Origin of the sequence: Corynebacterium hiratae, from assembly GCF_009708045.1 — a bacterium.
GTDB lineage: Bacteria > Actinomycetota > Actinomycetes > Mycobacteriales > Mycobacteriaceae > Corynebacterium > Corynebacterium hiratae.
Genome location: NZ_VIOG01000007.1, coordinates 73,679 through 100,153 on the forward strand (window position 1 = coordinate 73,679; position 26,475 = coordinate 100,153).

Consider the following 26,475-nt stretch of genomic DNA (forward strand, 5'->3'; position numbering starts at 1 on the left):
ATGGAAGACTGCGCCCACACTCCTAGCGAAAGACCCGCAGCTGGGACGGTTTAGCCCCAGCTAGCGGCGGCGCGGCGGTTGACGTCACTCATATTGTCATTGCCCTGGGACACCGTGGTGGAGATGGTAGCTAGCACCGTGTTGAGCTCGGCGGCAGCTTTATCCCACTTGGCCTGTGCCGCGTTATATGCGGCAGCGCTTTCTCCTTCCCATGTCGATACCATCGGCTGCAGGGTGGCCTTGAGGTCACCGAGGAGCCCGTTGATGCGGCCGGAGGTGGAGTTGATGTCGGCGGCGGCACCAGCGATGGCGCCAAACTGATACTTAATTCCAGACATTGCGTGTTCCTTATCTTCTGTGTGCTCGTGTGTGGTTCAGTGCGTACGGCTATAGGAGGCTGCGGCTCTGTTTAAAGGGCCAGGCCCGCGCCGCCGACGTTGTCGAAGGACTGGGCGTTATCTGCCTCGACCGAATCAAAGTTGCGGGCATTGTCCCTGATGTTGTCGCTGATGGCGGTCAGTGCCTCACGCAGCTGCTGTGCGGAGGAGTTGTAGCGCTGCATCAGGTTGTCAAAGGAAACCTGCGCGCGGCCTGCCCAGCTGGCGCGGACGGAGTCCACAACTCCCTGCAGACGGGTGAGCTCACCCTGTACCTCGTCATTGGTGGAGTCGACGCGGCCGGCGGTGGCCACCATTACGTCGGCTTCTGTGCGGAACGTTTGAGTCATTGTTCTCTCCCTTTCTTTGTTCCCTACCTGGGGCATGCCCTTTTACTACGGGGCCTGATGTGTGTTTCTTTCCCCCCGAGAAGCACCCTGTGTCCTTCTCACCCTTATTGGACTGAGTTAGTGGTGCATCGGTTCCCGCCGGTTTCAAAGTTTTTAGTTTTTCTGGCTTCCCGCTGCTTAGCCCTTCTTGACCAGCGATTCCACTGCCATTCGGCACGCTGCCTTCTGCACCACGTTGGGCTCGAACTTGGTGTGGCAGCCCACGGACATCTGGTGGCCTTTGTCCTCCCACATCATCCAGGTCACCCGCGAGCCATCGCCGGGGTCTTCGGTATAGGTCAGACGCCCGGACTCCTCTACCGGATCGCGGAGGGCGGGATCGGATTCGATCTGCTCCTTGATCTCCGCAAAAAGGACGTCAACGGGCACGTTGAAAAGCGGATCCGCAGCCACAAGGATCCGCAGGTTGGGATCCTCACCGGCCGCGGTAACGAGCCCATCTTCCACGCTGGTACGAAAACCCTGTGGCAAGACCAAGGACATCCCTTCCACGTCGATGGCTTGTTGGCCCGGACGCAGCTGCGCACTGCCGGTATCCCCGGGCGAGCCTTGCGTCCCGCCCTCCTCAGTCAGCGCGTCCGAGCTCTGGGTCGGGGCCGTACCCGGCGAACGGGCAGCACTGGAGGTACTTACCGCCGTCTGGTGTGGTGTCGCGGCTGCTAAGGCTGCGTCTTTGCGCCCCACGGCCCACCAGGACACTCCGGCCACGACGAGCACCATGACCGCGATGGCGATATAGAAGGGGTCGATGCCTCCCACGAGCGCAGAAAGGCGGTGTGGTGTCGCGCGATGGGAGCGTCGCGCGCGCGTGACTCGCGGCCGCTCAGCTGTCACGGTGTCTGCATGGCCCTCGTCGTGCCCGTCCACAACCGCCCTTGTAAGAGTCGGTGTTTGTTCCACCACCGGCGGCGATGGTTCTGGTTCCACTACCGTCGCGCCTGCGCCGGTGAGTTGGCGGCGCAGGATGCTCACTGCCTCGTCAGTGATGTCCGTACCGGATGGATCCGCTACCACCTCGGCGCTTACCTCCGGCCACTCCGCCCCACAGACCTTTTCTGCCTGGTCAAGAACGGCGTCGAGCGCCCAGCCTTCGGCGATACCAGTGCCGGGTAAGTCGTAGCGGTAGATCGTCTCCGGCCCCTCATAGATCGTGGCGGCGTCGAGCACCGTGATAACGAGTGTGGTCTCTGGCGTAGTCGACGGTGTGCGCAGTGCATGAGTAGCGGTCATTGGTTATCTCCCTTGCTGGATGTGGTGTGTGGTGGTTCTTCTGGTGTGTCGGTGTCCGGCACATACACCTGTGCCAGGCCTTGGGGTGCCCCACGCACGACCCATTGGCCGCGGCCGGGCGGCAGCGCTACTGGTTTGATGCCGAAGATGGCGCCTTCGTCGCGGTCGGCGTCGAGAAGCAGCAGTGCTGGCTGCAGGTCGCGCACTGCCGAGAGGAACTGCCCAAACAGCGCGCGCCCGATTCCTCCTGATTTGCGCGCGAGCACTAGGTGCAGGCCCACATCGCGGGCGTGCGGAAGAATCTCCACAAGTGGTGCCAGGGCAATGTCGCTGACCAAGTCGAGATCATCGATGACAAGGTAAATATCCGGCCCCTCCCACCAGCTCCGCGCGGCCAACTGCGCGGGAGTGACCTCGGGGCCGGGGAGGCGCTGCTCTAAGGTGCGGACGGTATCGAGGATGGCCTGGGTGGCCGCGCTTGCCGACGCCCCATATACCGCCACCATCTCCTCATCCAGCGTCCCCAAATGTGCCCGGCGCTCATCGATAACCACGAGGCGGGCTTCCTCCCGGTTCAGTTGGCTGATACCGGCGAGAATCACGCTGAGGAACTGCGACTTACCGGAACCTTGAGAACCAATGCACACGAGGTGGGGCTGCGTGGTCGGATCCCACGTCAGAAGGTCCAGGTCCGGCCCGCCAATTCCCCAAGCCACTCCGGTCGGTGGGCTCCCGGCCGGTTGTGGAAGCTCGGTGAGCAGGGCGGGCAGCATCTTCAACGGCGGGACCGGCTGGGCGTCCGCATGCACTCCGCAGATATGAGCGATATCCTGCGGGGACGTCGCAGCGAAGAGCAGGTTCTCCCCCGCCAGCGTGATGCCCCGCCCGGGCGCTGCCGGGAGTTTTTGTTGTGCTTTGCGGTCAATGAGGGAATCCATGGCTTCACCCAGACGCAGCTCGAGGCGCGCCGCGATAAGGTCCCGGATTGACGGCCGCAGGCTGGTCCACCGCGCCGCTGCAATGAGGACGTGTACGTGGGAGGACGCACCATCTGCGACCAGCTGAGTAATCGGCTCGGCTAGGTCCTCAAAATCCGCCCCAGAGGTGCCAATGTGGTGCCAGCCATCCACAATCAGGAAGGTGTGGCGGGATTCCGGGCGACGCACGAGACCAGCGACTTCGTCGACGATGCGCCGTACCTTCTCCGGTTCCTCGCGGCCGGCCACCCCGGCCACGTGGGGCAACCGCTCCAGAACCTGCAGTTGTCCGCCACCCAAGTCGATGACATAAAAGCGCACCTGGTCCGGCGAGTGCCGCAGTGCCATTCCGGAGGCGATACTGCGCAGCGCCATTGACTTGCCCGACTGCGGCCCACCGCACAGGGCCAGGTGCCCGCCACCCGTCGTGAAGTCCACGGTGAGCGGGTCTTGGCGCTGGTGGTAGGGGCGGTCGATAAGCCCCACCTCGGCGCACAGCCCGCCGTCCGCGCCGGGCGGTTCTACCTGCACAGCGGCGACACTGGACAGCTCCACCACGGCGGGCAAAGGCGGCAGCCAGATTCGCCGCGCTGATTGACCGCGCCCGGCGGCTTCGTCCCGGGCAGCCCCCACCACGGTGTCAAGGAGGGTGCTCGAGGAGTCCACGAGTACTGCATAGTCCACGTCCTCTACCGCAGCGCAGTGCCCGGTGAAAAGCTCTAGGCGCGCCGTGTGCTGTGCGGAAGCATCATCTTCTAGCGCTACCCGGCGCGTCACCGGGCCGGACACATAGGAGGCCTGGAAACGCGTGGGGGCATCGGCATCCGTCTTGAGGTAGCCGGCTCCCGGCTGGGCGGGGAGGTGGTAGGCGTCGGGCACACCGAGGACCTGGCGGGACTCCCCGGCGGAGAATGTCTTCAGGCCAATGCGGTAGGACAGGTGCGAATCCAATCCCCGTAGGCGCCCTTCTTCCAGGCGCTGGGAGGCCAGCAGCAGGTGCACGTGTAGTGAGCGGCCGAGCCTTCCCACTGCGACAAAAAGCTCGGCGAAGTCCGGGTGCTGGCCCAACAGTTCCGAGAACTCGTCCACCACGATGACCAGTGCCGGCAGCGGCCCATGCTCCGCCACCGCGGCAGCGGAGGCGTTGAACTCGCCCACATTGGCAAAGTTGCCGGCCTTTCGCAGTAGCTCCTGGCGGCGGTTCATCTCCCCGGAGATGGCATCGTACATGCGCTCCACCAGGGTAGATTCCTCCTCCAGGTTGGTAATCACGGCGGAGGTGTGCGGCAGCTCCTCGCAGCCGAGAAAGGTCGCGCCACCTTTGAAGTCCACAAGCACGAGGTTGAGCTCCTCCGGGCTATGCGTGGCGGCTAGGGCCACGACGAGTGTCCTGAGCAGCTCCGATTTTCCGCTGCCCGTAGCACCGATGCACAGCCCATGCGGGCCCATGCCGCCCTGCGCCGACTCCTTCAGGTCGAGCACCACCGCCTGCCCGGACTCGTCCACACCGATGGGCACGCGCAGGCGTTCGGCCGGGCTGCGGCCATGCCACATGCCGGAGGCCTGCAGCGCATCCACGTCCCGGTAGCCCAGCAGCGCGGGGAGGTCCGCATCGCGACCGTGCCGTGGCGCTGCCGTAGCATCGCCGCCGAAGGGGCGGTGATAGGGCGCAAGCGTGCGGGCGTGGAGGAGGGCCGCGGGAACGTCGACAAGCGCGCAGCTGCCCAGCTCCTCCTCCCCCGCGGCGGTGACCACGGACAGCGCGCCTTCCGCCCGCAGGTAAATGCCTTCGTCCTCCGCACGGCGGCCCAGCGGCGAATGAGGTGTGACCCCCACGGCGATGATGGTCGTCGGGGCGTCCCCCGGCGCTCCCTCTTTGTCCAGTACACCGCGATGCCGGTGGTCCTCCTCCACGACGCGGATACGAAACTGAGCGCTCTCCGGATCCCTCGAGTGCGGCAGCCACTTCAGCCACTCCCAGCTCTCCCCGTGGTACTCAATGCCCACGGTTTCCGGGCCATGCAGTACCGCCAGGTGCAACAGCAGCGCGCGGGCCATACCGTGCGCATCCGCACCGGCCAGCCCCACGATAGGGAAGGCTTGGAGCTGGATGACCACCGGCATATCCGCCAGCGTTCCCACCGCGCGCACGGTCTGGCGCAGGCTCACCGCACACACTGGGTCGAGGTCTTCCGCGGCACCCGAATCTGGAACATTGATCGGCGTGCACAGTGCCATCGGCCCGGTGCCCACCCGCACCTCCAGCGCATCCGGGGCATCCGCATCCCGCTCCCAGAGGCGCGACGTCGGAATCAACGCGCCGAGCTGCCCAGGCGCCGGATTGCGGTGTTCCTCATGCGCGCGCTGCGCCGCCGCGCGCTCCAGCGCCTCCTCGCGCAGCGCCTTGAGGTGACGCAGGTACGTCCGGCGAGTTTCGTCCGGATCCTGCCCGCCTCCCTGCGGGTTGAACATCATCGCCATGCTGGCCAGCATCATGAGCGGGAACATGAGACTCATGGGGCTTATCCGGCGCGCATCACCCGCGCCGAGAACCATGAGCGCCACCATGCCCACCATGGCCGCGATCATGACCAGCGGCATAAGCAGGCGAACCAACGGAACGGGCTGGGCACGGGCCGCCTCCGGCACGGCCTCGGCATCAATGCTGCCTTGCGGCAGTGGTGGCGCTGGTTCCCGATATGACGACAGCCCGGTGTCAACGACGCGTGTAGGTACGCGCATGTCAAAGTCCTTCCCCCCGAAGTACTCCACCGCCTCCTTAAGCGGTGGACAGCGTGCCACCAGTAAGCCACAATGTGAGGCAATGGGCAAGGGGTTGCCCAGAAATTTTTCTCGGGGGAGGTATTTTCCATGACTCGCGCACTCGCGCATTCTGTCCGCGTCACCGTCCGTATCCACGCAGGCCAGACCCGCAAAGAAGCGGATATCTCACTGCCGCTTTCTTCCAGTCTCGGGGAGGTGCTGGGGGAGCTGCTCGTGCTTGTCGACGTTCCCCCAGCACCCATCCTGTGGCGCGCCACTACCGCGGCGGGCAAGACCATATCGATGACCACGCCACTGGATCGCACCAGCGTAGAAGAAGGCTCCGTGCTGGTGCTTAGCCCGGATGCACCGGCGCCGGCACCCATCGTGCGCGACGCCGCGGAAGCATTAGCCGCCGATGTCTCCGCCACGCAGCTTTCTGGCCTGGCTGGGCTGTGGGGTGTGGCGGGCCTTATCGCCGGCGGTGGGCTCCTTGCCGCAACACTGTCCCCCACGGTCGGCTGCGCCGCCACTGCACTCCTCGCCCTCGTTCTTGCGGTATGGACGCGGCGAGGATCTCTGCTCGCCACCGCGCACGTCGCCGCAGGGCTGGCGGGCGGGTTAGCCGCTGGCGCAGCATTTGTCGCTGGACCTGCAGGTACTGCGGTATCGGCGGCACCCGTCGTGGGGGCCGCGACCGCCGTCGGTGCGACGGCGGTGCTCTCCCACCTGGTACGCATCGGCGGGCTGCGGGACCGGGCTACTGCCGCGACGTGGTGCCTGCTCGTGCTCGTCGGCCTCCTCGGCCCCGCCCCGCTCCTCGCCGCCACCGTGGGGCTGTTGGCGGGCGCTCCCCTGCTGACCACGCGGCTGGCGGGTCTGCGCGTGCCGCAGCTTCCCACCGCCGGGCAAGACTTAAGCATCTCGGACGAGGTACCCACCGATAACGCGCTCGCTGCCCGGCGCGCCGGGCAGGCCTACGAGGGCATTGCGGTGGGCTGCGCGGTGGCGGGCATCCCTGCCCTGCTCCTCATCGCATTAAACGCCAACGCGGCGGCAACCCAGGGGGCCTCCCAAGCGCTGTGTGTAAGTATCGCTGGCGGGGTCATCGTGCATGCAGCACGCCATGCCCGGCCCATTGCTGCGTGGGCACTGGGTATCTATGGCCTCGCCGCTGCTAGTGCCGCGGTGGCTGTGCCATTGCGCGAGTGGCAGCTGCTTTCTGCGCCAACCACGGAAACATGGGTGCTCAGCGTCGTCGCGGGGCTCATCGTTATGGCCATGCTGTCAGTACCGGTGTGGGCAGGCAAGCTACGGCAGATTGAGCCGACCACCATCGTGTGGTTCGAGCGCGCCGAAGCCCTCGCGCTGGCTGCGTGTTTGCCGCTCGCCGCACACCTGGCTGGGCTTTTCGAGTTCATTAGGGGGCTGGGCTCATGAACTTGGGGATCCGAATTGGTGCTGCCAGCGCTGCTCTTGGCGCTGGTCTGGCGTGGGGGTCCTGCGTGTTGTCCGGGCCGGTAGCTGCTGCCCGCGAGCCAGACACCGCGTGCGCGGAGGCTACCCTCGCCGCGGAAGGGCCACAGCCTTCCGCACAATACTCGGACTATCGCGCGCGGCTGCACTCTTTTGCCACGGGTGCCGGGGTGAAGGTCGCGGTCATCGACACCGGAGTGGCCGCGCACCCCCAGCTGCGCGTGACACCGGGAGCGGACTTCGTAACCCCAGACGAGCCCGACCCGCTACGGGACTGTGACCTGCACGGCACGGTGGTGGCCGGGGTCATTGCGGGAAAAGAGCTCGGCGTGGCCCCGGATGCGGAGATCTACGCCATCCGGCAGACCAGTTCGCATTTCAGGCAACCGGCGCCGGATAACTCGGCAGGGGCCGATGGTTCAGCGGAGGAAGACCACGGTTCCGGAACGCTGGCCAGCCTAGCTGCTGCCATCGAGGATGCCGTGAACGCGGGAGCTCAGGTCATCAACGTCTCCGTCGTGTCCTGCGTCCCGCCGGATGCCGCCTCACGGGTGGATCGATCGGGCTTGGACGCAGCGCTGCAGCGCGCGGAGGACGCTGGGGCGGTGGTGGTGGCGGCGTCGGGAAACGCGACATCCGGTGGCTGTGAACAAGGTGATGTGGTCTTCCCCGCCGTGGCGGATACTGTCCTCGCGGTTGGCGCCCTAGCCACCCCGTACGACCTTGCGGATTACTCCATCGCTGCACCTCTCAGCGCAGAGGGCAACGTACCACTCGCCTTGGAACCCGGCGGCGGCTGGGCCAGTGCCAAGGGGGATACCCTATTTCAAGGCACGTCTTTCGCCGCGCCCCTGGTCAGCGGAACGCTCGCTCTGTTGGTGCAGCGCTACCCCGACGAGTCCCCGGCGCAGCTGCGCCAACGCGTCATCGATTCCGCCGAGCCCGGCCACGGAGTGGTCGATCCCCTCACCGCGGTGACCTTTCGACCTGCGGCCGAAACCCGCGAGGAGCGTTCCTTTACGGTGACACCGTTGGCGGCACCGGCCGCCCAAGGCTGGCCTATGGTGCGTCTACTCCTCGGGGCCCTGGGGTTCCTCGTCCTCGTGGCTGTTATCAGTGCTCATTCTTTAAGGCCTCTGCGCGGCTCAAGGCAGAACCTTCCGGCAGCAGACGCAGTATCTCCCACGGCACCCGCTCCGGTTCCCCCAGGCCCAGCGCGTTTAGCTCCCCGGCGCTAGCCAGCTCGTGGCGCCTGCCGGTGGCAGAGACCACGTGATAACCATGCCCGCTGTCCACGCCCACGCCCGCCCGCAGACCGGCGAAACGCTGCGCCGCCGAATCACCCGGCAAGTCCACGGTGGCTGACACCGGGCGCGTCATACCGGCTCCATGCTGGTTCGTCGCGCACAACCAGCCCTGCTCAGGAGACAGGAAGTCCATGCGGGTAGCCGGGAGGTTGAAGGTCGGTGGGACGTCGCCAAGCGCGGCTACCTCCTGCGACTGTGCCGGCAAACGCTGTGCGCCCATGCCGACGAGCATCTCCGCCTGGGTGGGGGTGATGGAGAAAACGCCCTGCTCGGTTCGCGCCCACAGTTGTTCGCCGGTATCCAGAATCTCAGGGGGCGCGGCTGGGAAACTCAGCGGCTCCAGTTCGGCGAAGGCATTGAGTAGCTCCGCGGGAACGCTCCACACCGCCGTCTCCGCGGTCATCCCCAAGGCGCGGCGCAGCACCCTGCCTTGCGTGCTCGTGGCCTCGGGCAACACGACGCGCCCTTGACCGGTGAGCAACCACTGCGTGCCCTCGGATTCCGCCACGGCGGCGTGCTCTTCGTCGAATCCTGGAACGGCATGGTGCGCCACCACGGTCACGGTGCCGACGCGACTGCTGGACTGCCAGTTCTCCCCTTCGGTGGATTCCTCCAAGCAGGCTGACCAGCTTGGCTCCTCCCCTGTCGCAGCGGCAAGGAGGTTCGGGGCATCCGCAATCCCCAGCGGGGTGCCTAAGCTTATCTGGTCTAGAAAGCTATCCCCGGCCGCATGTGGCTCCACCGCTTCGTTGGCAATGAGCCGGGCCGACGCCAGGTTAGCCACCGGGTGGTAGGTGCCATTGACCAGTGCTAAAAGCTGTCCCTCCGCAGAACGGACAACGGGCGCATCCCCGGGTTGCGGATCCGGTTGCATCCACGCAATGAGCCCCGAACCGAGGCTAAGGAATGCGACTGCAGCTACTCCACCGAGCAGTGCGCGCCGTCGCCGCTTCAGCGGATCATGGATCATCCTGATATCCCCGAACACCAAGCCGTGCTCGAGCCGACGCAGTAGAAACTTGTGCCCGGATACCTGGGCCTTGGTAGTAGGCAACGCGCGTGCCATGAAAATCCTCCCCGAATCAGTGCACCACCCTCCCTGGTGCAGTGGGGTCTAGATTAACCCAACTCCGTGTCCTCCGCAGCGCGACGGCTGCGAGTCATCTTCGCGCGTGCAGCCAATTGGTCTGCGTCGGGATAGTCCACGCCAACCAGGCTCAGCCCCGCGGCCGGGGCGAGGGGAATCTGGGAGGACCTGCTGGTTTCCTGAAGCATCTGGGCCGCGAACTCCACATCGCGGGAACCTTCGCCTACCCGCAGGCAGCATCCCACGAGGCAGCGCACCATGGACCAACAGAAGGCATCGGCGCTAACGTGTGCCTCATAAAGCTGCGGTTCTGCGGGCGTTGAGACGTCCTTCCACTCGAAGGCGAGCAACTCGCGGATGGTCGTGGCGTGTGGCTTGGCCTTGCAGAAGGCCACGAAATCGTTGAGACCCACCAACTGATCGGCGGCGGCCTGCATCAGATCCAGGTCCACCGGCTTGAGCCACGTTGCGGTGTCCCGAGCGCGGGTCGGCAGCGCGCCGCGCGGATGAGTGGTGATGCGGTAGACGTAATGGCGGCGTAGCGCCGAAAAGCGAGCATCGAAATCGGGCGACACCTCGGTGCAGGCGTGCACGCGGACGTCAACCGGCAGCAGCTTGGCCAAGCGCCGGACCAATTTGGCGGGATCGCCATCGATGCTGCGCTGGCTTAGTGCGGCGCGGGTGGTGTCAAAGTGCGCGACCTGGCCGCTGGCATGCACGCCCGCGTCGGTGCGCCCAGCCACCGTGAGCTCCACCGGGTGGCGCAAGACCATGGCCAGCTTCTCCTCGATGGTCTGCTGCACCGTGCGAAGGCCGTCCTTCTGCCGGGCCCACCCGTGGAAGTCGGTGCCGTCATAGGCCAAGTCCAGTCGCAGGCGAACGCTTTCACTCATGGGGGTTGATGATACCGTGCGCTCCACGTGCCGTGGGAACTGCGTCCGTGGTCCGTTTTAACAAATAGTGGCCTGAAAAGTGCAATTTTTGGACCCTTATTTGTTAAAACGGTACACCCCCAGCACTGCTCCCCTCTCTCTGCGCCGTGGCCCGTAGAAAACGACAAGGGCCCGCGCCCCACCATCGTGGTGAGCGCGGGCCCTTCGAAGACCTAAAGAAGAATTACTTCTCCTCGGTGGTCTCCTCAGCCTCGGTAGCCTCAGCGGACTCAGCCTCAGCCTCTTCAGCCTTAGCTTCCTCGGCCTGCTTGGAAGCAGCAGCGCGGGTAGCGCGGTTAGCCTCAGAGGTCACGGTCTCCTCGAGAACGAGGGAGATCTGGGACATCGGGGCGTTGTCGCCGGAGCGGTTGTCCAGCTTGATGATGCGGGTGTAGCCACCCTCACGGTTCTCAAACTTCGGTGCCAGCTCGTCGAAGAGGTAGGCAACAACATCCTTGTGCGGGATGAGCTTGAGAACTGCGCGACGGTCAGCAACGGTGCCGGCCTTCGCCTTGGTGATGATCTTCTCGGCGTAAGGACGAAGCAGCTTCGCCTTAGCGTCGGTGGTCTTGATTGCGCCGTGCTCGAACAGGCTCGCTGCCATGTTGCTCAGCAGGTGCTTCTGCTGGCTGGCGGAGCCGCCGAGACGCGGACCCTTCTTGGGGGTAGGCATTATGTACTCCTCGTGTGCGGATTAATTGAGCGCGCGACGGGGCGCAAAAAGCCGCGCCGTCACGATTCAGTGGAATTCTTTACTCGGAATCGTCGGAAGCCGGGTCCTTGAAGTCGCCGGTCTCTGCGTCGTAGCCTTCGAGCTGGGTCGGGTCGAAGTCCTCAGGGGTGTCCTTGAGGGCCAAGCCCAAGTTAGCCAGCTTGATCTTTACCTCGTTGATCGACTTCTGACCGAAGTTGCGGATATCCAGCAGGTCCGACTCGGTGCACTCAGCGAGCTCACCGACGGTGTGGATCTCCTGACGCTTCAGGCAGTTGTAGGAGCGGACGGAGAAGTTCAGATCCTCGATCGGCATGCTGTAGGCGGCGATGTACTCCGTCTCCTGCGGGGACGGGCCAATCTCAATGCCCTCAGCAGCGGTGTTCAGCTCGCGAGCCAGGCCGAAGAGCTCGACCAGGGTGCCGCCGGCGGAAGCCAGGGCGTCGCGTGCGGAAATCGAGTTCTTAGTCTCGACGTCGATGATCAGCTTGTCAAAGTCAGTGCGCTGCTCAACACGAGTAGCTTCGACCTTGTAAGAGACCTTCAGCACCGGGGAGTAAATCTGGTCGACCGGAATGCGGCCGATTTCTCCCGAGGTGGCGGCAGCCGGAACGTAGCCACGGCCGCGCTCGACGACGAGTTCCATCTCCAGCTTGGCGGACTCATTCAGCGATGCGATGTGCAGATCCGAGTTGTGGATCTCCACGCCAGCCGGCGGCTGGATATCGCCTGCAGTGACCTCACCCGGGCCTTCCTTGCTCAGGTACATGACCACCGGCTCGTCGGAGTCGGAAGACAGAACCAGACCCTTGACGTTAAGGATGATTTCGGAAACGTCTTCCTTCACACCATTGATGGTGGTGAACTCGTGGAGCACACCGTCAATCTTGATGGAGGTTACTGCCGCGCCCGGGATGGACGAAAGCAGCGTGCGACGAAGCGAGTTACCGAGGGTGTAACCGAAGCCCGGCTCGAGCGGCTCGATAACGAACTTAGAGCGAGACGAGTCGATGAATTCCTCGGTGAGCTGAGGACGCTGGGAAATAAGCATGGAGTTTCTCCTTGTCGGCGCCCGCTATTTGACGCCGGTAGAAGGGGTAAAGATGAAAGTGTCGAAGGATTACTTCGAGTAAAGCTCGACGATGAGCTGCTCCTGCAGCGGAACGTCGATCTGAGCGCGCTCGGGCAGCTGGTGCACGAGGATGCGCAGGGTGTCCGGAACGACCTGCAGCCACGCCGGAACGTTGGCGTCAACCAGGCGGTCCTGAGCCTCTTCGAACCATTCCATCTTCTGGGAACGCTCACGAACATCGATGATGTCGTACTGCGTAACGCGGAAGGAAGGAACGTTGATCTTCTTGCCGTTCACGGTGAAGTGACCGTGGGAGACAAGCTGGCGAGCCTGGCGGCGGGTGTTGGCCAGACCTGCGCGGTAGATCACGTTGTCGAGACGGGACTCGAGCAAAACGACGAGGTTGTCACCGGTCTTGCCCGGAAGGCGGTTAGCCTCGGCGTAGTAGCGGCGGAACTGACGCTCCAGCACACCGTAGGTGTACTTGGCCTTCTGCTTCTCCTGGAGCTGCAGCAGGTACTCAGATTCCTTGATGCGGTTGCGGCCAGCCTGTCCCGGAGGGTACGGGCGACGCTCAAATGCCATGTCGCCGCCGACCAGGTCGACGCGCAGACGGCGGGATACGCGGGTAGCGGGGCCAGTATAACGAGCCATTTTCTTACCTCTTCCTTTCCCTTAAACCTTGCGGCGCTTGGTCGGACGGCAGCCGTTGTGCGGCTGTGGGGTGGCATCCGTGATCGAGGAAACCTCGAGGCCTGCAGCCTGCAGGGAACGGATGGCGGTCTCGCGGCCGGAGCCCGGACCCTTGACGAAAACGTCAACCTTCTTCATACCGTGGTCCATGGCCTTGCGGGCCGCGTTCTCAGCAGCCATCTGCGCTGCGAACGGGGTGGACTTACGGGAACCCTTGAAGCCGACGTGGCCGGAGGATGCCCAGGAGATGACAGCACCGTGCGGGTCCGTGATGGACACGATGGTGTTGTTGAAGGTGGACTTGATGTATGCGTGGCCAGCGGCCACGTTCTTCTTTACGACGCGACGACCACCACGCGCGCGCCGGAACGAGTCTTGGGTGGCATGTTTTACTTCTTCTTTCCTGCGATCGTCTTCTTCGGACCCTTGCGCGTACGAGCGTTGGTCTTGGTGCGCTGACCACGAACGGGCAGACCACGGCGGTGGCGGATGCCCTGGTAGCAACCGATTTCAATCTTGCGACGGATGTCAGCCTGAACCTGGCGGCGGAGGTCACCCTCTACCTTCCAGGTAGCTTCAATGACGTCACGCAGCGCCGACAGCTGATCGTCGTCGAGGTTGTCGGTGCGCAGGTCGGGAGAAATGCCGGTCTTTTCCAGCAGTTCCTTGGCACGGGAAGGCCCGATGCCGTAGATGTAGGTGAGAGCAACCTCCATGCGCTTGTTGCGCGGGAGGTCAACACCAGCTAGACGTGCCATATGGCGAGTCCTTTCGGGTTGTTACGATGGTTTTCTCCTCATCCGTCCCCCGCCACGCATACGCTTCGCCCCGGGCCGTGCCGGGGAAACTGTGGGCATGCTTAGCAGCGTGGGCTCAGGCCATCGCAGCCTGAGGTAAAAAAGGACGCACGAAGGGCGCGTCCCGTGGGTGAGGAGGCTTACAGTCTTTACTTGTAGCGGTAGACGATGCGTCCGCGGGTCAGGTCATAAGGAGACAGCTCCACAACAACGCGATCCTCTGGGAGGATGCGGATGTAGTGCTGACGCATCTTGCCCGAGATGTGGGCAAGAACCTTGTGCCCGTTGTCGAGCTCGACGCGGAACATTGCGTTGGGCAGGGGTTCGACGATGCGACCCTCAACCTCGATTGCGCCTTCCTTAGCCATAACCTCTACTTTTCTGATGGAGTTCTTTTCGCCACGCTTGGCGACGCCTCCACCTGCATGTTTGGTGTCTACTGCCTGGTGTCCTCAGCAGCCAATCCGGCTGCGTACAGACACCAGCACTAAAGCATACGCTGCAAAGACCCGTTTTCCAAATACAGAAACCTCCCGTCGCCGTCAAGCGCGGGAGGCAGATGACCTGTAGCGGTGGCTTGGCCACCGCTACGTTCTAGTAGATGAAGACCTTGGAACCAACCGGGACATCATTCCAGTAGCGCACGGCATCCTGGTGGGTCAGGCGCACGCAGCCATTGGACTGGTAGGCCGGGGAGCCCTCGTGGAAGGCGTGGCCGTTGTTCGTGAAGTACATTGCGTAAGGCATCGGTGCGTTACCGAATTCCCACGAGATCTCGTCCTTCACCTTACGGTTGATGTAGTACGTGCCGGCCGGGGTTTCCTCACCCGGCTTACCGGTGGACATGCCCTGCGCAACGTAGGTGACGTTGCCGTTGCCGTCCTGCAGCCAGGTACGGCGGCCATCGCGGTCCACGCAGATACGCGCATCTGCCGGGCACGGGCCAACATCGAAGCGCTGCGCCTGACGCTCAGCCTCAGCCTTGCGCGCGGCTTCCTCAGCGGCGGCCTTCTCGCGAGCAATCTGCTCAGCGTGGGCGCGCTCCTCAGCTTCACGAGCAGCGCGAATCTCGGCGTTCTTCTGCTCGATGAGGCCCGGGAAGACGAGCTCAATAGCGCCATCGATTACTGGGCGAAGAGCATCGGCTGCCTGCGGGTTAACATTCTGCAGCGCTTCCAGCATTTGGTTGCGGCTAGCCCACGCGTTCTCACGGGTCTGGCCAGCGAACTCATCAAGCTGGGACTGGACGTTGGAGGACAGGGAATCAATAGAGGGGACCGTCTGTGCATGTGCGGCCGGGGCGACCGAGAGAGTAGCGGTCAGAAGGCCGATTGCGGTGGCTCGGCGTAGGGAGCGAGCACCAGCGCGGGAGCGAATTTTAGACATGGCAAGAAGTATAAACCTTCCGACCATGATTTCCTACCCGAAAGACGTGTTTTAGTAGCGCGGGGTCAGGATTCGGGGACCATTCTCCGTCGCCGCGACGGTGTGCTCCCAGTGCGCCGACCACGAGCCATCGAGGGTTACCACGGTCCAGTCATCCTCTAAGACCTCGCTGTCCTCAGTACCCAGGGTCAGCATCGGCTCGATGGCCAACACGGAACCTTCCTGGATGAGGGGACCGCGCCCTGCCTTGCCTTCGTTGGCCAGGTAGGGCTCCTCGTGCATCTCTCGGCCGATGCCGTGGCCGCCGTAGCCATCGACGATAAAGAGCTCGACGCCGAATTTATCCTCGGCGCGGTAAGTCGCCTGCTCGAGGGCAGCGGAGACGTCGGTCAGCCGGTTGCCCGGAACCATCGCCTTGAGGCCCTCGTGGAGGACCCATTCGGTGGCGTCGCTCAGCGCCTGCGCTTCGGCGCTGGGCTTACCGACGCCAAACGTCCACGCACTATCCCCCACCCAGCCGTCGAGAGTGGCACCGCAGTCGATGGAAACAAGGTCCCCCTCAGCCAGCAGCATTTCCTTGCTGGGGATGCCGTGGACGATGACGTCGTTGACGGAAGCGCAGATGGAACCCGGGAACCCGCCGTAGCCTTTGAAGGTGGGCACGGCACCGGCATCGCGGATGGTCTGCTCGGCCACCTCATCGAGTTCCAGAGTGCTCACGCCCACCGCTGCGGCAGCGCGTACCGCCTGCAGGGCGCGGCCGACGATCTCGCCGGCCGCCTGCATGGCATCGAGCTCGCCTGGGGTGCGGGCGGGGATGGTTTTAGTGCGTCGTCGAAAAGCCATGGCTTAAAAGGCAGATTACTTGCCCATGGCCTTCAGGGTGCGCTCGTTGATCTCCTCAACGGAACCCTCAGCCTTCACGGAGATGATGGCATCGCCGTAGTGCTCAATAAGCGGGAAGGTCTCCTCGCGGTACACGCCCAGGCGGGTGCGGATGGTCTCCTCGGTGTCGTCTGCGCGACCGCGGGCGAGCATGCGCTCGACGACGACGTCCTCGGACACCTCAAAGTTCAACACGCCATCCAGCTTGAGGCCCTTGTCGTCAAGGAGCTTCGCCAGGATGTCGGCCTGCTCCACGGTGCGCGGGAAGCCGTCAAGGAGGAAACCTTCCTTGGCGTCATCCTGGTTAAGGCGGTCCTCTACCATGCGGGCGGTGACGTCAGTCGGCACCAGCTTGCCGGCATCGATGTAGGACTTGGCTTCTACACCAAGCGGGGTGCCCTCACCAATGTTGGCGCGGAAGAGGTCACCGGTGGAGATGTGCGGAACGCCGAGCTTCTCGCTGAGGAGGGCGGCTTGGGTGCCCTTGCCGGCACCGGGAGGGCCAAGGAGTACGTAACGCATTACTTAAGCAGTCCTTCGTAGTTGGATTGTAGAAGCTGGGACTCGATTTGCTTGACCGTAGTCAAGGCAACCGAGACCATAATGAGGATGGCGGTACCACCGAAGGCGGAGGTGCCGCTGGCACCTGCAGTGCCCACGCCGAGGTCCAAGAGGATATTCGGCAGAACAGCGATGAGCGCCAGGTAGATCGAACCGACGAACAGCAGGCGGTTCATCACGAAGCCTAGGTACTCGGCGGTCGGTCGGCCCGGGCGGATACCCGGGATGAATCCACCATACTTCTTCATGTTGTCGGCTTGTTCCGCAGGGTCGTACTGAACCGATACGTAGAAGTAGGAGAAGAAGATGGTGAGCACAAAGTAGAGGACGATGTACTGCCAGGAGCTCGGTGCTTGCAGGTGAGCAATGACGTTGCGCTGCCACCAGTTATCGGAGACACCCGGGGAGCCGGAGTTGACGATCTGGGTGATGAGCACCGGCATGTAGATCAGCGAGGAGGCGAAGATGACCGGGATAACGCCGGCCTGGTTGACCTTGAGCGGCAGGTAGGTGGAAGAGCCACCGTACTGGCGGCGGCCCACCATGCGCTTTGCGTACTGCACCGGGATACGGCGCTGACCCTGCTCGATGAAGGTAATGCCCGCGACGAGAACGATGAGGCCCGTGAGAACCATGGCGAAGACCAGACCACCATTGTTCTGGAAGATGTTGACGCCGTCGGTAGGAAGGCGGGTAGCAATACCGGCGAAAATCAGCAGCGACATGCCGTTGCCGATTCCCTTCTCCGTAATCAGCTCACCCATCCACATCACCAGGATTGCACCAGAAGTCATGGTGATAACGAGCACGACGAGGGTGAAGAAGTTGCGGTCCTCCGCCAAGACGCGCACGCCCTGGCCCAGGAGCTGCTCGCGGTCCGCCAAGGCCACGATGCCCGCGGACTGCAGCAGGGCCAGCGCAAGGGTGAGGTAACGCGTGTATTGCGTCATCTTCGCCTGACCGGACTGACCCTCCTTCTTCAACTGCTCGAAGTGCGGAATAACCACGGTGAGCAGCTGCACGATAATGGACGCCGTAATGTACGGCATGATGCCGATGGCGAAGATCGACAGCTGCAGCAGCGCACCACCGGAGAACAGGTTGATCACCGAGTACAGGTTTCCGGACTCCTCCGTAAGGTCACGAAGGCGACCGGCGATGGTGGCGTAATCAACGCCCGGCGACGGGATCTGCGCGCCAACGCGGTAGAGAATAATCATCACGAGCGTGAAGATGATTTTCTTCCGCAGGTCGGCATCTTTGAAAGCCTGCAAAATGGCGGACACTACTCAATCCTCCTGGCCTACCGCGCTTGCTGTGCGGTTCGAATTCGCCGCGCACGGGGGTGGATCTCATCTGTTCCCAAAAGTTAAGAACCTTCTTAAGGTCCTTCATAGGAACGGTTGGACAGTTTTGACCCCATTACCCTACCAGCCCCGCCCCCTTTCGCCACATTGGCCCCGCGAAAACCAGGCTTATCCTTCTCGGATTAGTTTCCCCCTTAGCGCCATCGACGCATGAGGCCTACCATGGACCGCGTTGCCCTAAGGCAATGTCCTTACAACATTTCTACGTCTTTTCGACCTCTCAAGCGGCGCCCCGGGGCGCCACAGAGTATGGCCGTCTTCTATCTGCCTAACCTTAATCCGAAAGTAGTATGTAGTTTTATGAGTAAGCGATTCTCCCCAATGACCGTGGCTGAGATCATCGATACCTTCGTTCCCAGCCCCAACCCCTTCCGCTGGGAAGCTTTCGACGGTTCCGCAACCGGCCCAGCCGACGCGCAGTTCACCGTCAGAATCAATAACCTGCAGGGCCTGGCCTACATCGCCACACACCCGGGCGATGTAGGCTTCGCCCGCGCCTACGTCACCGACGGAATCACCGTCGAGGGGGAACACCCGGCGCACCCCTACGGCATCTTCGACGCGCTGCACGCAATGTATGACACGTTCTCCCGCCCAGACGCGAAAACCCTTGCTCGCGTCGCGCGTTCCTTGGCTTCGATGGGTGCTTTTCAAATCCAGCCGGTCCCGGATGTCGAGCGTGCCTCGTGGCTGCGCCGCAAGCTCCACGAGGGTCTATCCAAACACTCCAAGGAGCGCGACGCGGAAGTCATCTCCGATCACTATGACGTGGGCAACGACTTTTACGAGCTCTTCCTCGGCGACTCGATGACGTACACCTGCGCCTACTACCCCTCCCCTGACGCCACGCTCGACGAGGCCCAGGAAAACAAGTACCGCCTCATCTTCGACAAGCTGCGGCTCAAGGAAGGCGACCGCCACTTGGACGTCGGCTGCGGCTGGGGCGGCATGGTGCGCTACGCGGCCAAGCGCGGCGTGAAGTCCTTGGGAGTCACCCTCTCCAAGGAACAGGCAGAGTGGGGCCAGGCCAAGATCAAGGAGGAGGGCCTAGAAGATCTCGCGGAGATCCGCTTCCTGGATTACCGCGACGTCACCGAGGAAGGCTTCGACGCCATCTCCGCCATCGGGTTGCTCGAGCACATCGGAGTCAAGAACTACCCCGACTTCTTCAGCTTCCTCCACGGCAAGCTCAAGCCGGGCGGCCTCATGCTCAACCACTGCATCACCTACCCGGATAACCACAAGACGCCGAAGGGCGGCTTCATCGACCGCTATATCTTCCCCGATGGCGAACTCTCCGGCTCCGGCACCATCACCAAGTGCATGCAGGACGCCGGCTTCGAGGTCTTTCACACCGAGTCCCTGCGCTTCGACTACATGCGCACGCTGCATGATTGGTGTGAGAACCTCAAGGAAACGTGGGAGGAAGCCTGCTCGCTGGTGGGCCTTCCCACCGCCCGCCTGTGGGCCATCTACATGGCCGGCTCCGAGTGGGGCTTCGAGCACAACATCATCAACCTGTACCACTTCTTGGGCGTCAAACTGGGCGATGCTGGCTCCCGCGCCGGCGTGCCCGAGCGCCGCTGGTGGGAAGATTCGCGCTTCTAAATCTTGAAGGAGTTCCATGTTAATCGATCTCATCCGCAATCATCGCAGCGTCGACGCAATCGAAGTCCCGCCGGTGGCTGGAAGGCGCATGAGGAGGGCGTCGACAAGCTCCTGCGTAGCTTCCACGCGGTGCCGAAGGATAAGCGCGTACGTTTGGCGAAGAAGACCTCGAACCTGTTCCGCGGGCGCAGCGAGCAGCAGGCGGGCCTCGATGTGTCCGGCCTGGGTGGGGTCATTGAGGTCGATCCGATTGTGCAGACCGCCGAGGTCCAGGGCATGTGCACCTACGAGGACCTTGTCGACGCCACCTTGCCGCACGGGCTCATGCCCTTCGTGGTGCCGCAGCTCAAGACCATTACGCTCGGCGGTGCGGTGACGGGCATGGGAGTCGAGTCCACGAGCTTCCGCGACGGCCTTCCCCACGAATCCGTCCTGGAGATGGATATCCTGACCGGCACCGGGGATATTGTGACGTGCTCGCGCGAGGAGAACGTCGATCTCTTCCGCCTCTTCCCCAACTCCTACGGCTCTCTAGGCTATGCGGTGCGCCTCAAGATTGAGCTGCGCGCGGTCAAGCCCTACGTGGAGCTGCGTCAGGTGCGCTTCAACGACTTCAACTCACTCACGCACGCGCTTGACGACGTCTCCCTCACCCGCACCTACGACGACGTCGAGGTCCACGGTCTCGATGGCGTGGTCTTCTCACCGGAGGAGTCATACCTCGTCCTGACCCGTTTTACGGATGAGGAAGGGCCAACCTCGGATTACACGCGGGAGAAAATCTTTTATCGCAGCCTCCAGCACCAGAGCGGGATCCGCCGCGACCGCCTCACGGTGCGCGACTATATCTGGCGCTGGGATACGGATTGGTTCTGGTGCTCCCGCGCGTTCGGCGCGCAGAATCCGCGCGTGCGCGAGGTGTGGCCGCGACAGCTGCGCCGCAGTTCCTTCTACTGGAAGCTCGTGCGCTTAGACCGCAAGTACGAGCTGGAGTACAACTTCATCAAGAAGCCGAAGGGTCTGCCCCGCGGCGAGCGCGTGGTCCAGGACATCGAAGTCACACCGGACAATCTGCCGAAATTCTTGGATTGGTTCTTCCAAGCCTCCGACATCCAACCGGTGTGGCTCTGTCCGATTCGGCTGCGCGAGGGCGTCGAGGACCTCATCGGCACCGGCTCGCTTGCCGCTGATTCCCCGGCCCCGTGGCCGCTCTACCCCCTGCGCCCAGGACAGACCTGGATCAACGTCGGTTTTTGGTCCGGCGTGGAGGGCAATCACGTCGATCCCTCGGCCCCTGGCAATGGCGCCTTCAACCGCGTCATCGAGGCCAAGGTCAGCGAACTCGGCGGACATAAATCCCTGTACTCAGAGGCCTTCTACTCCCCTGAGCAGTTCGCGGAGCTCTATGGCGGCGACCTGCCAGAGCGCATCAAGGCCGTGACCGACCCTGATGATCGCTTCCCGGGCCTCTACGAGAAGACGGTCAACGACGCCTAACGGCCCCACCGCACGCTGTGCCTCAGCATCACCACGGCATACTGTGCCTCAGCATCACCGCCGCGCCTTATGCAACCAACTAGGCCCGCATAAATTTCTCACCATAAGGTTCCTCTCAAAAGGCATTAATACCTTTTGAGAGATGCCTTTTGCGGGCCTCCCGCAGCCAAAGCCCTGGTCATCGCATAACATCTGGACCATAAGGTTCCCCTCAAAAGGTACTAATGCCTTTTGCGGGGCTCGCTGGGTAAATCCCCAGGTCATCGCATAACACTGAAGCCATAAGGTGCCTTTCAAATGGTACTAATACCCTTTGTGTCCTAGGCCAGGACCAAAAACGCCAGAAGCCCTCCCGAAGGCCACCGAAAGGTGGCGCCCGGGAGGGCAGTGGCTCTCACAGAGCCTGTAAGAGAATTACTTGGTTGCGGTGGCGGTGCCGCCAGCAGCCTCGATCTTCTCGACAGCAGACTTGGAGAACTTGTCAGCGGTGACGTTCAACTTAACGTTGATGTCGCCGTTGCCCAGAACCTTGACCGGCTGGTTCTTGCGAACCAGGCCAGCAGCGACGATGTCCGCAACGGTGACGTCGCCACCGTTAGCGAAAGCCTCTGCGAGGTCAGCAACGTTGACTACCTGGTACTCAACGTGGTTCGGGTTCTTGAAGCCCTTGAGCTTCGGCAGACGCATATGGATCGGCATCTGGCCACCCTCGAAAGCAGCGGAAACCTGCTTACGAGCACCGGTGCCCTTGGTACCGCGACCAGCGGTCTTACCCTTGGATGCCTCACCGCGGCCGACGCGGGTCTTGGGCTTGTTGGAGCCTGCGGCCGGGCGCAGGTCGTGGAGCTTGATGATATCAGCCATGGTTTACTCCCCTGCCACTTCTTCGACGGTGACCAGGTGACGCACCTTGTGAACCATACCGCGGATGATCGGGGTGTCCTGCTTAACCACAGAGTGACCGATGCGCTTGAGACCAAGCGACTCCATGTTTGCGCGGTGGTTCGGCTTGGTGCCCACAAGGCCCTTTACCTGAGTAATCTTCAGAGCCATTGCTTATGCCTCCTGACCTGCGCGCTTGCGCAGCATCTGGGCCGGTGCGACGTCCTCGAGGGACTTGCCACGACGTGCGGCAACTTCCTCCGGACGAACCAGCTGCTTGAGGCCGTCCACGGTAGCGCGGACGACGTTGAGAGCGTTGTCGGAGCCCAGGGACTTCGACAGAATGTCCTGCACACCAGCGCACTCAAGCACCGGGCGAGCAGCACCGCCGGCGATGACACCGGTACCCGGAGCGGCCGGCTTCATCATGACGATGCCAGCTGCGTCGCGACCCTCAACCGGGTGGGTAATGGTGCCAGCAATCATCGGAACGCGGAAGAAGTTCTTGCGAGCCTCTTCTGCACCCTTCTGGATTGCGGCCGGGACTTCCTTGGCCTTGCCGTAGCCGACGCCCACCATGCCCTGGCCGTCGCCGACGACGACGAGAGCGGTGAAGGACATGTTGCGGCCACCCTTAACGGTCTTAGCGACGCGGTTGATGGTCACAACGCGCTCGATGTACTTATCGCGCTCGTTGTCCTGGTGGTTGCGGCGGTCGTTACGACGGCCGTTGTTGCGACCCTTGCGGTCGTTGTTGTTCTCGGCGGAGCGTCCGCCGTCACGCTGTTCACGGTCCGACATTAGGCGTTCCTTCCGTTGATGTTTCCGTATGCCTTAATCATTAGAACTGCAGACCACCTTCGCGAGCGGCGTCGGCCAGCGCAGCAACGCGGCCGTGGTACTTGTAGCCTGCACGGTCGAAGACGACCTGCTCGATGCCAGCGGCCTTGGCGCGCTCAGCGATGAGCTGGCCTACCTTGGCAGCCTTGGCCTTCTTATCGCCCTCGAGTGCACGCACGTCGGCTTCCATGGAGGAAGCTGCAGCCAGGGTGTGGCCGGCCAGGTCGTCGATGACCTGGACGTGCATGTGGCGGGAGGAGCGGTGCACGACCAGACGCGGTGCCTCAGGGGTGCCGCGGAGGGTCTTACGGATGCGGAAGTGGCGGCGCGCGCGTGCTTCACGACGACGCGAGGAAATGTCCTTGCCAACCGGGGTGCGCTTTGCGTTTTCAGTGTTAGCCATTGCTTACTTACCCGTCTTTCCGACCTTGCGGCGGACCTGCTCGCCGTCGTAGCGAATACCCTTGCCCTTGTAAGGATCGTCCTTACGCAGGCGGCGGATGTACGCGGCGACCTGTCCAACCAGTTGCTTGTCAATACCAGATACGGAGAGCTTGGTTGCGCCATCCACAGCGAAGGTGATGCCCTCCGGAGCCTCGATGAGGATCGGGTGGGAGTAGCCCAGAGAAAACTCCAGGTCCTTGCCCTTCTGCTGGACACGGTAACCGACACCGAAGATTTCCATCTTCTTGGTGTAGCCCTCGGTCACGCCAACAACGGCGTTGTTGACCAGGGAGCGGGATAGACCGTGCAGGGCGCGGTTCTTGCGGTCGTCATCCGGACGGGAGACCTTGATCTCATCGTCCTCGACGGCTGCGGTGATCGGCTCCGGCAGCTCAACCTCGAGGGTGCCCTTGGAACCCTTAACGTTGACAACCTGGCCGTTGATGGTGATCTCGACGCCCTTCGGGACGGCGATAGGTGCTAGACCGATACGAGACATGTGTCAATCCTCCCTTACCAGACGTAGGCGAGAACTTCTCCGCCTACACCCTTCTCCTGAGCCTGACGGTCGGTAAGCAGACCCTGAGACGTGGAAATGATGGCCACGCCCAGGCCGCCCAGAACCTGCGGCAGTTCGGTGGACTTTGCGTACACACGCAGACCCGGCTTAGACACGCGACGCAGACCCGAGAGGGAACGCTCACGGTTGTTGTACTTAAGCTCGAGGGTCAGCTCGTGGCCCTCGACGGAGTAGTCAGCGATGTAGCCTTCCTGCTTCAAGATCTCAGCGATGTTGGCCTTGATCTTGGAGGTCGGCATCGACACGACGTCGTGGTGCGCATTAGATGCATTGCGCACGCGCGACAGCATGTCGGCAATAGGATCAGTCATAGTCATATGAGTGACCTGTAACCTTTCTCGTTGCGGTTCCCGTAATGCCCACCAAAGCGTTTTCCGTGTGATTTCGGGCTACTCACGCTCCCCGCGGTCAATACCGCGAGGCGCTCGCCACCCTTTGATACAGACAACGGTCCGCTATCTACGGCGAGGGGCCTACAACAAAGTAGATATGTTCAATTCTTCCGGCTTGGCACATTTGCGCACCTCCTGCGCTGTTTTCACGGCGCGGGAGGAGGAAAAATGCAAGTCCGTCGGATTACTCTACCCTTGACATGCTGTTTTCCAAAACGCGTTAGCATGAGAAGCCATGAGTGAAACACCAGACCCCATCCGCACCGCCCACCAGTGGCTCCAGGAGGCCGCCGAGCTTCTCGACGTCTCCCCGACCGACGCCACCGCCCTCATCAAAGAGCTGCTTGACCTCACCAAAGACGTGGCCCATACCCAATCCCGCCCCGCTGCCCCGCTGACGGCGTATTTGGTTGGTTTGGCATCGAAGGACGTCGACGAAGCTCGCGCGCACATTGCCACCTTGAAGGAGGCCCTCAACCGATGAGCGGGCGCATTAACGCCACCTTTGCCGTAACCAAGGTGCGCCTCGATGAGGAGGGCCACGTCACCCAGGCCGATACCCGCGGCGATACCGTCGCCGGCGAGGAGCCTCTGGAGATCCGCGTGGGCGGACAGACGCTGACGACAACGATGCGCACGCCGGGACACGACGTCGAGCTGGCGCACGGCTTCCTCCACTCCGAAGGCCACATTGAAAAGGCCAGCGACGTCCACGAGGCCCGCTACTGCGCTGGGGCCTCGGTGGATGGCCGCAATCCTTATAACCTTCTCGACGTGGAGCTGGCTACCCCCCATGCGCTTACCCTCGCGGATCTGCGCCTCACCACGACGACCTCTGCCTGCGGCGTGTGCGGTACCTCTTCTATCGAGGCGCTCATGAAGCAGTCACGCTACGAGATTCCGCGCGTGCCGGTGGATCCGAGGGTCGTCGCTCAGCTTCCCGATGCTCTGAAGGCGGAGCAAAAACAGTTCCGCAAGACCGGCGGCATCCACGCCGCAGGCGCATTCACTCTCGACGGCGAGCCCATCGTCGTCCGCGAGGACGTCGGCCGCCACAACGCCGCCGACAAGGTCATTGGCCACCTGCTCATGGACGGCATGCTGCCTGCCAGCGACCTCATCCTGGTCATGAGCTCGCGCGCCAGCTTCGAGCTGGTCAACAAGGCTGCCATGGCCGGCTTCGGCATGCTCGTCGCGGTCTCCGCAGCCTCATCACTGGCAGTTGAGACCGCCCGGGAGACCGGTATGGCGCTCGTTGGCTTTGCCCGCGGGGACCGCTTCAACCTCTATTCGGGCGAGCTTAGTCGCGATAGGCTTCCGGGCCGGAGTTAAGCCAGGCGTACACCCCACCAATAAAGAAGCCACCACCAATGAGGTTTCCTACCCACACGATGGACCAGTTGGCCAGCACCGCGCCAAGGGTAAAGCCCTCCGGCAGCGGGCTGGCGCAGAAGAAGGTCAAGAGCATGAGGCAGAAGTTCGCAATGACGTGCTCGAGACCCAAACCCACGAAGCAGGCGATAATCGGCACGATGACGAAGAACTTGGAGACGATGTCTTTGGCAAAAACTGCTCCCACAATCGCCATATTGACCACGAAGTTAGCCAGGATGGCCTCCACGAACATGCCGCCTGGCCCCTTGGTCAGCTTGCCCATCGATAGCGTGGCGATGAGGTGATCCGGGGCAATACCACCCAGCTTCGCTGACGCTCCCATGGCAACGGCGAAGAGCGCAACGCCCACCAAATTGAAGAGCGTGGTGACTACTAAAAGCCACATTCCCTTGCCCCAGCCCACCTGCTTTGTTACGGCGCCATAGACCATGTACATCATGTTGCCGGTGGCCAGCTCCGCGCCGAGAAGAACGATGGCAAACAGGCCCAAGCCGAACAGGCAGGCAAAGACCAGCGAGCCCATGCCTTCCGCATGCTTCTCGACGCCCACCCCCATCACCGCAGCAAACGCCGTGCCGATGGCGAGGTACACACCTGCCAGGGTGGAGCGCACGGCGAACCGGCCAAAGGACTCATCGAGCAGCGCAACCTTTTTCGTGACGGCCGCCGCAGCAGCATCATTCAAGGACATCGATTACCTCGCACGATAGAGATTTCAGAGACCTTTGTATCGTACTCCCTTGCATCCCATTTGAGGATCTTGGGAGCATAAACCTTATTGACATTAGTTCCCTGTTATATATAA

General features: G+C 62.7%; 27 protein-coding genes and 2 pseudogenes. 6 read left to right on the forward strand and 23 right to left on the reverse strand.

Annotation, left to right across the window (positions count from 1 at the left end; all coding sequences use genetic code 11):
• Nucleotides 1-50: 50 nt before the first annotated feature.
• The 4 genes from FME68_RS07640 to eccCa form a co-directional block, all read right to left on the reverse strand.
• Nucleotides 51-338: a WXG100 family type VII secretion target gene (locus tag FME68_RS07640; RefSeq protein WP_046648439.1), complete on the reverse strand. Its 288-nt coding sequence runs from the start codon at nucleotides 336-338 to the stop codon at nucleotides 51-53.
• Between the two features lie 71 nt (nucleotides 339-409).
• On the reverse strand, nucleotides 410-727 hold the full coding sequence (locus FME68_RS07645) for a WXG100 family type VII secretion target (RefSeq protein ID WP_046648440.1): 318 nt from the start codon (nucleotides 725-727) through the stop codon (nucleotides 410-412).
• Nucleotides 728-904: 177 nt separating this feature from the next.
• Entirely contained in the window at nucleotides 905-2,017 is a 1,113-nt protein-coding gene (locus FME68_RS07650) for a type VII secretion-associated protein (protein WP_158397036.1), read from the reverse strand.
• On the reverse strand, nucleotides 2,014-5,736 hold the full coding sequence (gene eccCa, locus FME68_RS07655; protein WP_158397038.1) for a type VII secretion protein EccCa: 3,723 nt from the start codon (nucleotides 5,734-5,736) through the stop codon (nucleotides 2,014-2,016). Before eccCa ends, FME68_RS07650 begins: the two co-directional genes overlap by 4 nt.
• A gap of 129 nt (nucleotides 5,737-5,865) precedes the next feature.
• Here eccCa and eccD point away from each other — a divergent pair, with 129 nt between their 5' ends.
• Both eccD and FME68_RS07665 read left to right on the forward strand, forming a co-directional pair.
• Nucleotides 5,866-7,197, forward strand: a complete 1,332-nt coding sequence (gene eccD, locus FME68_RS07660) for a type VII secretion integral membrane protein EccD (protein WP_158397041.1) — start codon at nucleotides 5,866-5,868, stop codon at nucleotides 7,195-7,197.
• Nucleotides 7,194-8,162 (forward strand): annotated as a pseudogene (locus FME68_RS07665) (S8 family serine peptidase); the annotation flags it as partial. The gene eccD and the pseudogene FME68_RS07665, both read left to right, overlap by 4 nt.
• A 184-nt stretch (nucleotides 8,163-8,346) precedes the next feature.
• On the opposite strand, the gene eccB reads toward FME68_RS07665, so the two are convergent.
• From eccB to secY, 12 genes and pseudogenes are all read right to left on the reverse strand, one after another.
• Nucleotides 8,347-9,606 carry a type VII secretion protein EccB gene (gene eccB, locus FME68_RS07670; protein WP_158397043.1) on the reverse strand — a complete coding sequence of 420 codons (1,260 nt, stop codon included), beginning with the start codon at nucleotides 9,604-9,606 and terminating at the stop codon, nucleotides 8,347-8,349.
• Nucleotides 9,607-9,659: 53 nt separating this feature from the next.
• The gene (truA, locus tag FME68_RS07675) at nucleotides 9,660-10,520 is read right to left on the reverse strand and encodes a tRNA pseudouridine(38-40) synthase TruA (protein ID WP_158397046.1); all 861 of its coding nucleotides are present in this window, start codon (nucleotides 10,518-10,520) and stop codon (nucleotides 9,660-9,662) included.
• Between the two features lie 223 nt (nucleotides 10,521-10,743).
• Entirely contained in the window at nucleotides 10,744-11,232 is a 489-nt protein-coding gene (rplQ, locus tag FME68_RS07680; protein ID WP_158397048.1) for a 50S ribosomal protein L17, read from the reverse strand.
• Nucleotides 11,233-11,311: 79 nt separating this feature from the next.
• Nucleotides 11,312-12,322: a DNA-directed RNA polymerase subunit alpha gene (locus tag FME68_RS07685; RefSeq protein WP_010189530.1), complete on the reverse strand. Its 1,011-nt coding sequence runs from the start codon at nucleotides 12,320-12,322 to the stop codon at nucleotides 11,312-11,314.
• A 69-nt stretch (nucleotides 12,323-12,391) separates the two neighbouring features.
• Nucleotides 12,392-12,997 carry a 30S ribosomal protein S4 gene (gene rpsD, locus FME68_RS07690; RefSeq protein ID WP_010189536.1) on the reverse strand — a complete coding sequence of 202 codons (606 nt, stop codon included), beginning with the start codon at nucleotides 12,995-12,997 and terminating at the stop codon, nucleotides 12,392-12,394.
• Nucleotides 12,998-13,018: 21 nt separating this feature from the next.
• Nucleotides 13,019-13,422, reverse strand: a pseudogene (gene rpsK, locus FME68_RS07695) (30S ribosomal protein S11).
• Between the two features lie 3 nt (nucleotides 13,423-13,425).
• Nucleotides 13,426-13,794 carry a 30S ribosomal protein S13 gene (rpsM, locus tag FME68_RS07700; RefSeq protein WP_039673764.1) on the reverse strand — a complete coding sequence of 123 codons (369 nt, stop codon included), beginning with the start codon at nucleotides 13,792-13,794 and terminating at the stop codon, nucleotides 13,426-13,428.
• A 188-nt stretch (nucleotides 13,795-13,982) separates the two neighbouring features.
• The gene (gene infA / locus FME68_RS07705) at nucleotides 13,983-14,201 is read right to left on the reverse strand and encodes a translation initiation factor IF-1 (RefSeq protein ID WP_003854422.1); all 219 of its coding nucleotides are present in this window, start codon (nucleotides 14,199-14,201) and stop codon (nucleotides 13,983-13,985) included.
• A gap of 226 nt (nucleotides 14,202-14,427) precedes the next feature.
• Nucleotides 14,428-15,219, reverse strand: a complete 792-nt coding sequence (locus tag FME68_RS07710) for a L,D-transpeptidase (RefSeq protein ID WP_158397051.1) — start codon at nucleotides 15,217-15,219, stop codon at nucleotides 14,428-14,430.
• 51 nt (nucleotides 15,220-15,270) lie between these two features.
• Complete coding sequence (gene map / locus FME68_RS07715; RefSeq protein ID WP_049156995.1) at nucleotides 15,271-16,065, reverse strand: type I methionyl aminopeptidase; 795 nt, start codon at nucleotides 16,063-16,065, stop codon at nucleotides 15,271-15,273.
• 15 nt (nucleotides 16,066-16,080) lie between these two features.
• On the reverse strand, nucleotides 16,081-16,626 hold the full coding sequence (locus FME68_RS07720; RefSeq protein ID WP_046648459.1) for an adenylate kinase: 546 nt from the start codon (nucleotides 16,624-16,626) through the stop codon (nucleotides 16,081-16,083).
• Nucleotides 16,626-17,951, reverse strand: coding sequence for a preprotein translocase subunit SecY (gene secY / locus FME68_RS07725; RefSeq protein WP_046648460.1), 1,326 nt, complete (start codon nucleotides 17,949-17,951; stop codon nucleotides 16,626-16,628). The genes FME68_RS07720 and secY overlap by 1 nt, the downstream gene beginning before the upstream one ends.
• A 381-nt stretch (nucleotides 17,952-18,332) precedes the next feature.
• On the opposite strand from secY, the gene FME68_RS07730 reads away from it, so the two are divergent.
• Nucleotides 18,333-19,640 (forward strand): class I SAM-dependent methyltransferase, encoded by a 1,308-nt coding sequence (locus tag FME68_RS07730; protein WP_158397053.1) that lies wholly within the window; start codon nucleotides 18,333-18,335, stop codon nucleotides 19,638-19,640.
• A 3-nt stretch (nucleotides 19,641-19,643) separates the two neighbouring features.
• Nucleotides 19,644-21,137 (forward strand): FAD-binding oxidoreductase, encoded by a 1,494-nt coding sequence (locus FME68_RS07735; RefSeq protein ID WP_439329291.1) that lies wholly within the window; start codon nucleotides 19,644-19,646, stop codon nucleotides 21,135-21,137.
• A 414-nt stretch (nucleotides 21,138-21,551) separates the two neighbouring features.
• Here FME68_RS07735 and rplO read toward each other — a convergent pair whose 3' ends face one another.
• From rplO to rpsH, 6 genes are read right to left on the reverse strand one after another with little or no spacing between them, the layout of a single operon-like run.
• A complete protein-coding gene (gene rplO / locus FME68_RS07740) occupies nucleotides 21,552-22,001 on the reverse strand; it encodes a 50S ribosomal protein L15 (RefSeq protein ID WP_070511323.1) in 450 nt (149 codons plus the stop codon).
• Between the two features lie 3 nt (nucleotides 22,002-22,004).
• Nucleotides 22,005-22,190 carry a 50S ribosomal protein L30 gene (gene rpmD, locus FME68_RS07745; protein ID WP_010189565.1) on the reverse strand — a complete coding sequence of 62 codons (186 nt, stop codon included), beginning with the start codon at nucleotides 22,188-22,190 and terminating at the stop codon, nucleotides 22,005-22,007.
• A gap of 3 nt (nucleotides 22,191-22,193) precedes the next feature.
• Nucleotides 22,194-22,820 carry a 30S ribosomal protein S5 gene (gene rpsE, locus FME68_RS07750; RefSeq protein ID WP_158397055.1) on the reverse strand — a complete coding sequence of 209 codons (627 nt, stop codon included), beginning with the start codon at nucleotides 22,818-22,820 and terminating at the stop codon, nucleotides 22,194-22,196.
• A gap of 40 nt (nucleotides 22,821-22,860) precedes the next feature.
• Nucleotides 22,861-23,262, reverse strand: a complete 402-nt coding sequence (gene rplR / locus FME68_RS07755) for a 50S ribosomal protein L18 (RefSeq protein ID WP_046648465.1) — start codon at nucleotides 23,260-23,262, stop codon at nucleotides 22,861-22,863.
• Between the two features lie 3 nt (nucleotides 23,263-23,265).
• On the reverse strand, nucleotides 23,266-23,802 hold the full coding sequence (rplF, locus tag FME68_RS07760; protein WP_049157327.1) for a 50S ribosomal protein L6: 537 nt from the start codon (nucleotides 23,800-23,802) through the stop codon (nucleotides 23,266-23,268).
• A gap of 14 nt (nucleotides 23,803-23,816) precedes the next feature.
• Nucleotides 23,817-24,200: a 30S ribosomal protein S8 gene (rpsH, locus tag FME68_RS07765; RefSeq protein WP_049157329.1), complete on the reverse strand. Its 384-nt coding sequence runs from the start codon at nucleotides 24,198-24,200 to the stop codon at nucleotides 23,817-23,819.
• A 310-nt stretch (nucleotides 24,201-24,510) separates the two neighbouring features.
• Here rpsH and FME68_RS07770 point away from each other — a divergent pair, with 310 nt between their 5' ends.
• Together FME68_RS07770 and fdhD are read left to right on the forward strand one after the other, a co-directional pair.
• The gene (locus FME68_RS07770; RefSeq protein ID WP_158397057.1) at nucleotides 24,511-24,759 is read left to right on the forward strand and encodes a DUF6457 domain-containing protein; all 249 of its coding nucleotides are present in this window, start codon (nucleotides 24,511-24,513) and stop codon (nucleotides 24,757-24,759) included.
• On the forward strand, nucleotides 24,756-25,607 hold the full coding sequence (fdhD, locus tag FME68_RS07775; RefSeq protein ID WP_158397059.1) for a formate dehydrogenase accessory sulfurtransferase FdhD: 852 nt from the start codon (nucleotides 24,756-24,758) through the stop codon (nucleotides 25,605-25,607). The genes FME68_RS07770 and fdhD overlap by 4 nt, the downstream gene beginning before the upstream one ends.
• On the opposite strand, the gene FME68_RS07780 is transcribed toward fdhD, so the two are convergent.
• A complete protein-coding gene (locus FME68_RS07780) occupies nucleotides 25,576-26,361 on the reverse strand; it encodes a formate/nitrite transporter family protein (RefSeq protein ID WP_158381170.1) in 786 nt (261 codons plus the stop codon). The two genes, fdhD and FME68_RS07780, sit on opposite strands and share 32 nt — an antisense overlap.
• Nucleotides 26,362-26,475 lie beyond the last annotated feature (114 nt).

Bases quoted from the DNA above. Each gene is read 5' to 3' on its own strand.
- FME68_RS07640 (WP_046648439.1), bottom strand. From the start codon at position 338: ATGTCTGGAATTAAGTATCAGTTTGGCGCCATCGCTGGTGCCGCCGCC.
- FME68_RS07645 (WP_046648440.1), bottom strand. From the start codon at position 727: ATGACTCAAACGTTCCGCACAGAAGCCGACGTAATGGTGGCCACCGCC.
- FME68_RS07650 (WP_158397036.1), bottom strand. From the start codon at position 2,017: ATGACCGCTACTCATGCACTGCGCACACCGTCGACTACGCCAGAGACC.
- eccCa (WP_158397038.1), bottom strand. From the start codon at position 5,736: ATGCGCGTACCTACACGCGTCGTTGACACCGGGCTGTCGTCATATCGG.
- eccD (WP_158397041.1), top strand. From the start codon at position 5,866: ATGACTCGCGCACTCGCGCATTCTGTCCGCGTCACCGTCCGTATCCAC.
- eccB (WP_158397043.1), bottom strand. From the start codon at position 9,606: ATGGCACGCGCGTTGCCTACTACCAAGGCCCAGGTATCCGGGCACAAG.
- truA (WP_158397046.1), bottom strand. From the start codon at position 10,520: ATGAGTGAAAGCGTTCGCCTGCGACTGGACTTGGCCTATGACGGCACC.
- rplQ (WP_158397048.1), bottom strand. From the start codon at position 11,232: ATGCCTACCCCCAAGAAGGGTCCGCGTCTCGGCGGCTCCGCCAGCCAG.
- FME68_RS07685 (WP_010189530.1), bottom strand. From the start codon at position 12,322: ATGCTTATTTCCCAGCGTCCTCAGCTCACCGAGGAATTCATCGACTCG.
- rpsD (WP_010189536.1), bottom strand. From the start codon at position 12,997: ATGGCTCGTTATACTGGCCCCGCTACCCGCGTATCCCGCCGTCTGCGC.
- rpsM (WP_039673764.1), bottom strand. From the start codon at position 13,794: ATGGCACGTCTAGCTGGTGTTGACCTCCCGCGCAACAAGCGCATGGAG.
- infA (WP_003854422.1), bottom strand. From the start codon at position 14,201: ATGGCTAAGGAAGGCGCAATCGAGGTTGAGGGTCGCATCGTCGAACCC.
- FME68_RS07710 (WP_158397051.1), bottom strand. From the start codon at position 15,219: ATGTCTAAAATTCGCTCCCGCGCTGGTGCTCGCTCCCTACGCCGAGCC.
- map (WP_049156995.1), bottom strand. From the start codon at position 16,065: ATGGCTTTTCGACGACGCACTAAAACCATCCCCGCCCGCACCCCAGGC.
- FME68_RS07720 (WP_046648459.1), bottom strand. From the start codon at position 16,626: ATGCGTTACGTACTCCTTGGCCCTCCCGGTGCCGGCAAGGGCACCCAA.
- FME68_RS07730 (WP_158397053.1), top strand. From the start codon at position 18,333: ATGAGTAAGCGATTCTCCCCAATGACCGTGGCTGAGATCATCGATACC.
- rplO (WP_070511323.1), bottom strand. From the start codon at position 22,001: ATGGCTGATATCATCAAGCTCCACGACCTGCGCCCGGCCGCAGGCTCC.
- rpmD (WP_010189565.1), bottom strand. From the start codon at position 22,190: ATGGCTCTGAAGATTACTCAGGTAAAGGGCCTTGTGGGCACCAAGCCG.
- rpsE (WP_158397055.1), bottom strand. From the start codon at position 22,820: ATGTCGGACCGTGAACAGCGTGACGGCGGACGCTCCGCCGAGAACAAC.
- rplR (WP_046648465.1), bottom strand. From the start codon at position 23,262: ATGGCTAACACTGAAAACGCAAAGCGCACCCCGGTTGGCAAGGACATT.
- rplF (WP_049157327.1), bottom strand. From the start codon at position 23,802: ATGTCTCGTATCGGTCTAGCACCTATCGCCGTCCCGAAGGGCGTCGAG.
- rpsH (WP_049157329.1), bottom strand. From the start codon at position 24,200: ATGACTATGACTGATCCTATTGCCGACATGCTGTCGCGCGTGCGCAAT.
- FME68_RS07770 (WP_158397057.1), top strand. From the start codon at position 24,511: ATGAGTGAAACACCAGACCCCATCCGCACCGCCCACCAGTGGCTCCAG.
- fdhD (WP_158397059.1), top strand. From the start codon at position 24,756: ATGAGCGGGCGCATTAACGCCACCTTTGCCGTAACCAAGGTGCGCCTC.
- FME68_RS07780 (WP_158381170.1), bottom strand. From the start codon at position 26,361: ATGTCCTTGAATGATGCTGCTGCGGCGGCCGTCACGAAAAAGGTTGCG.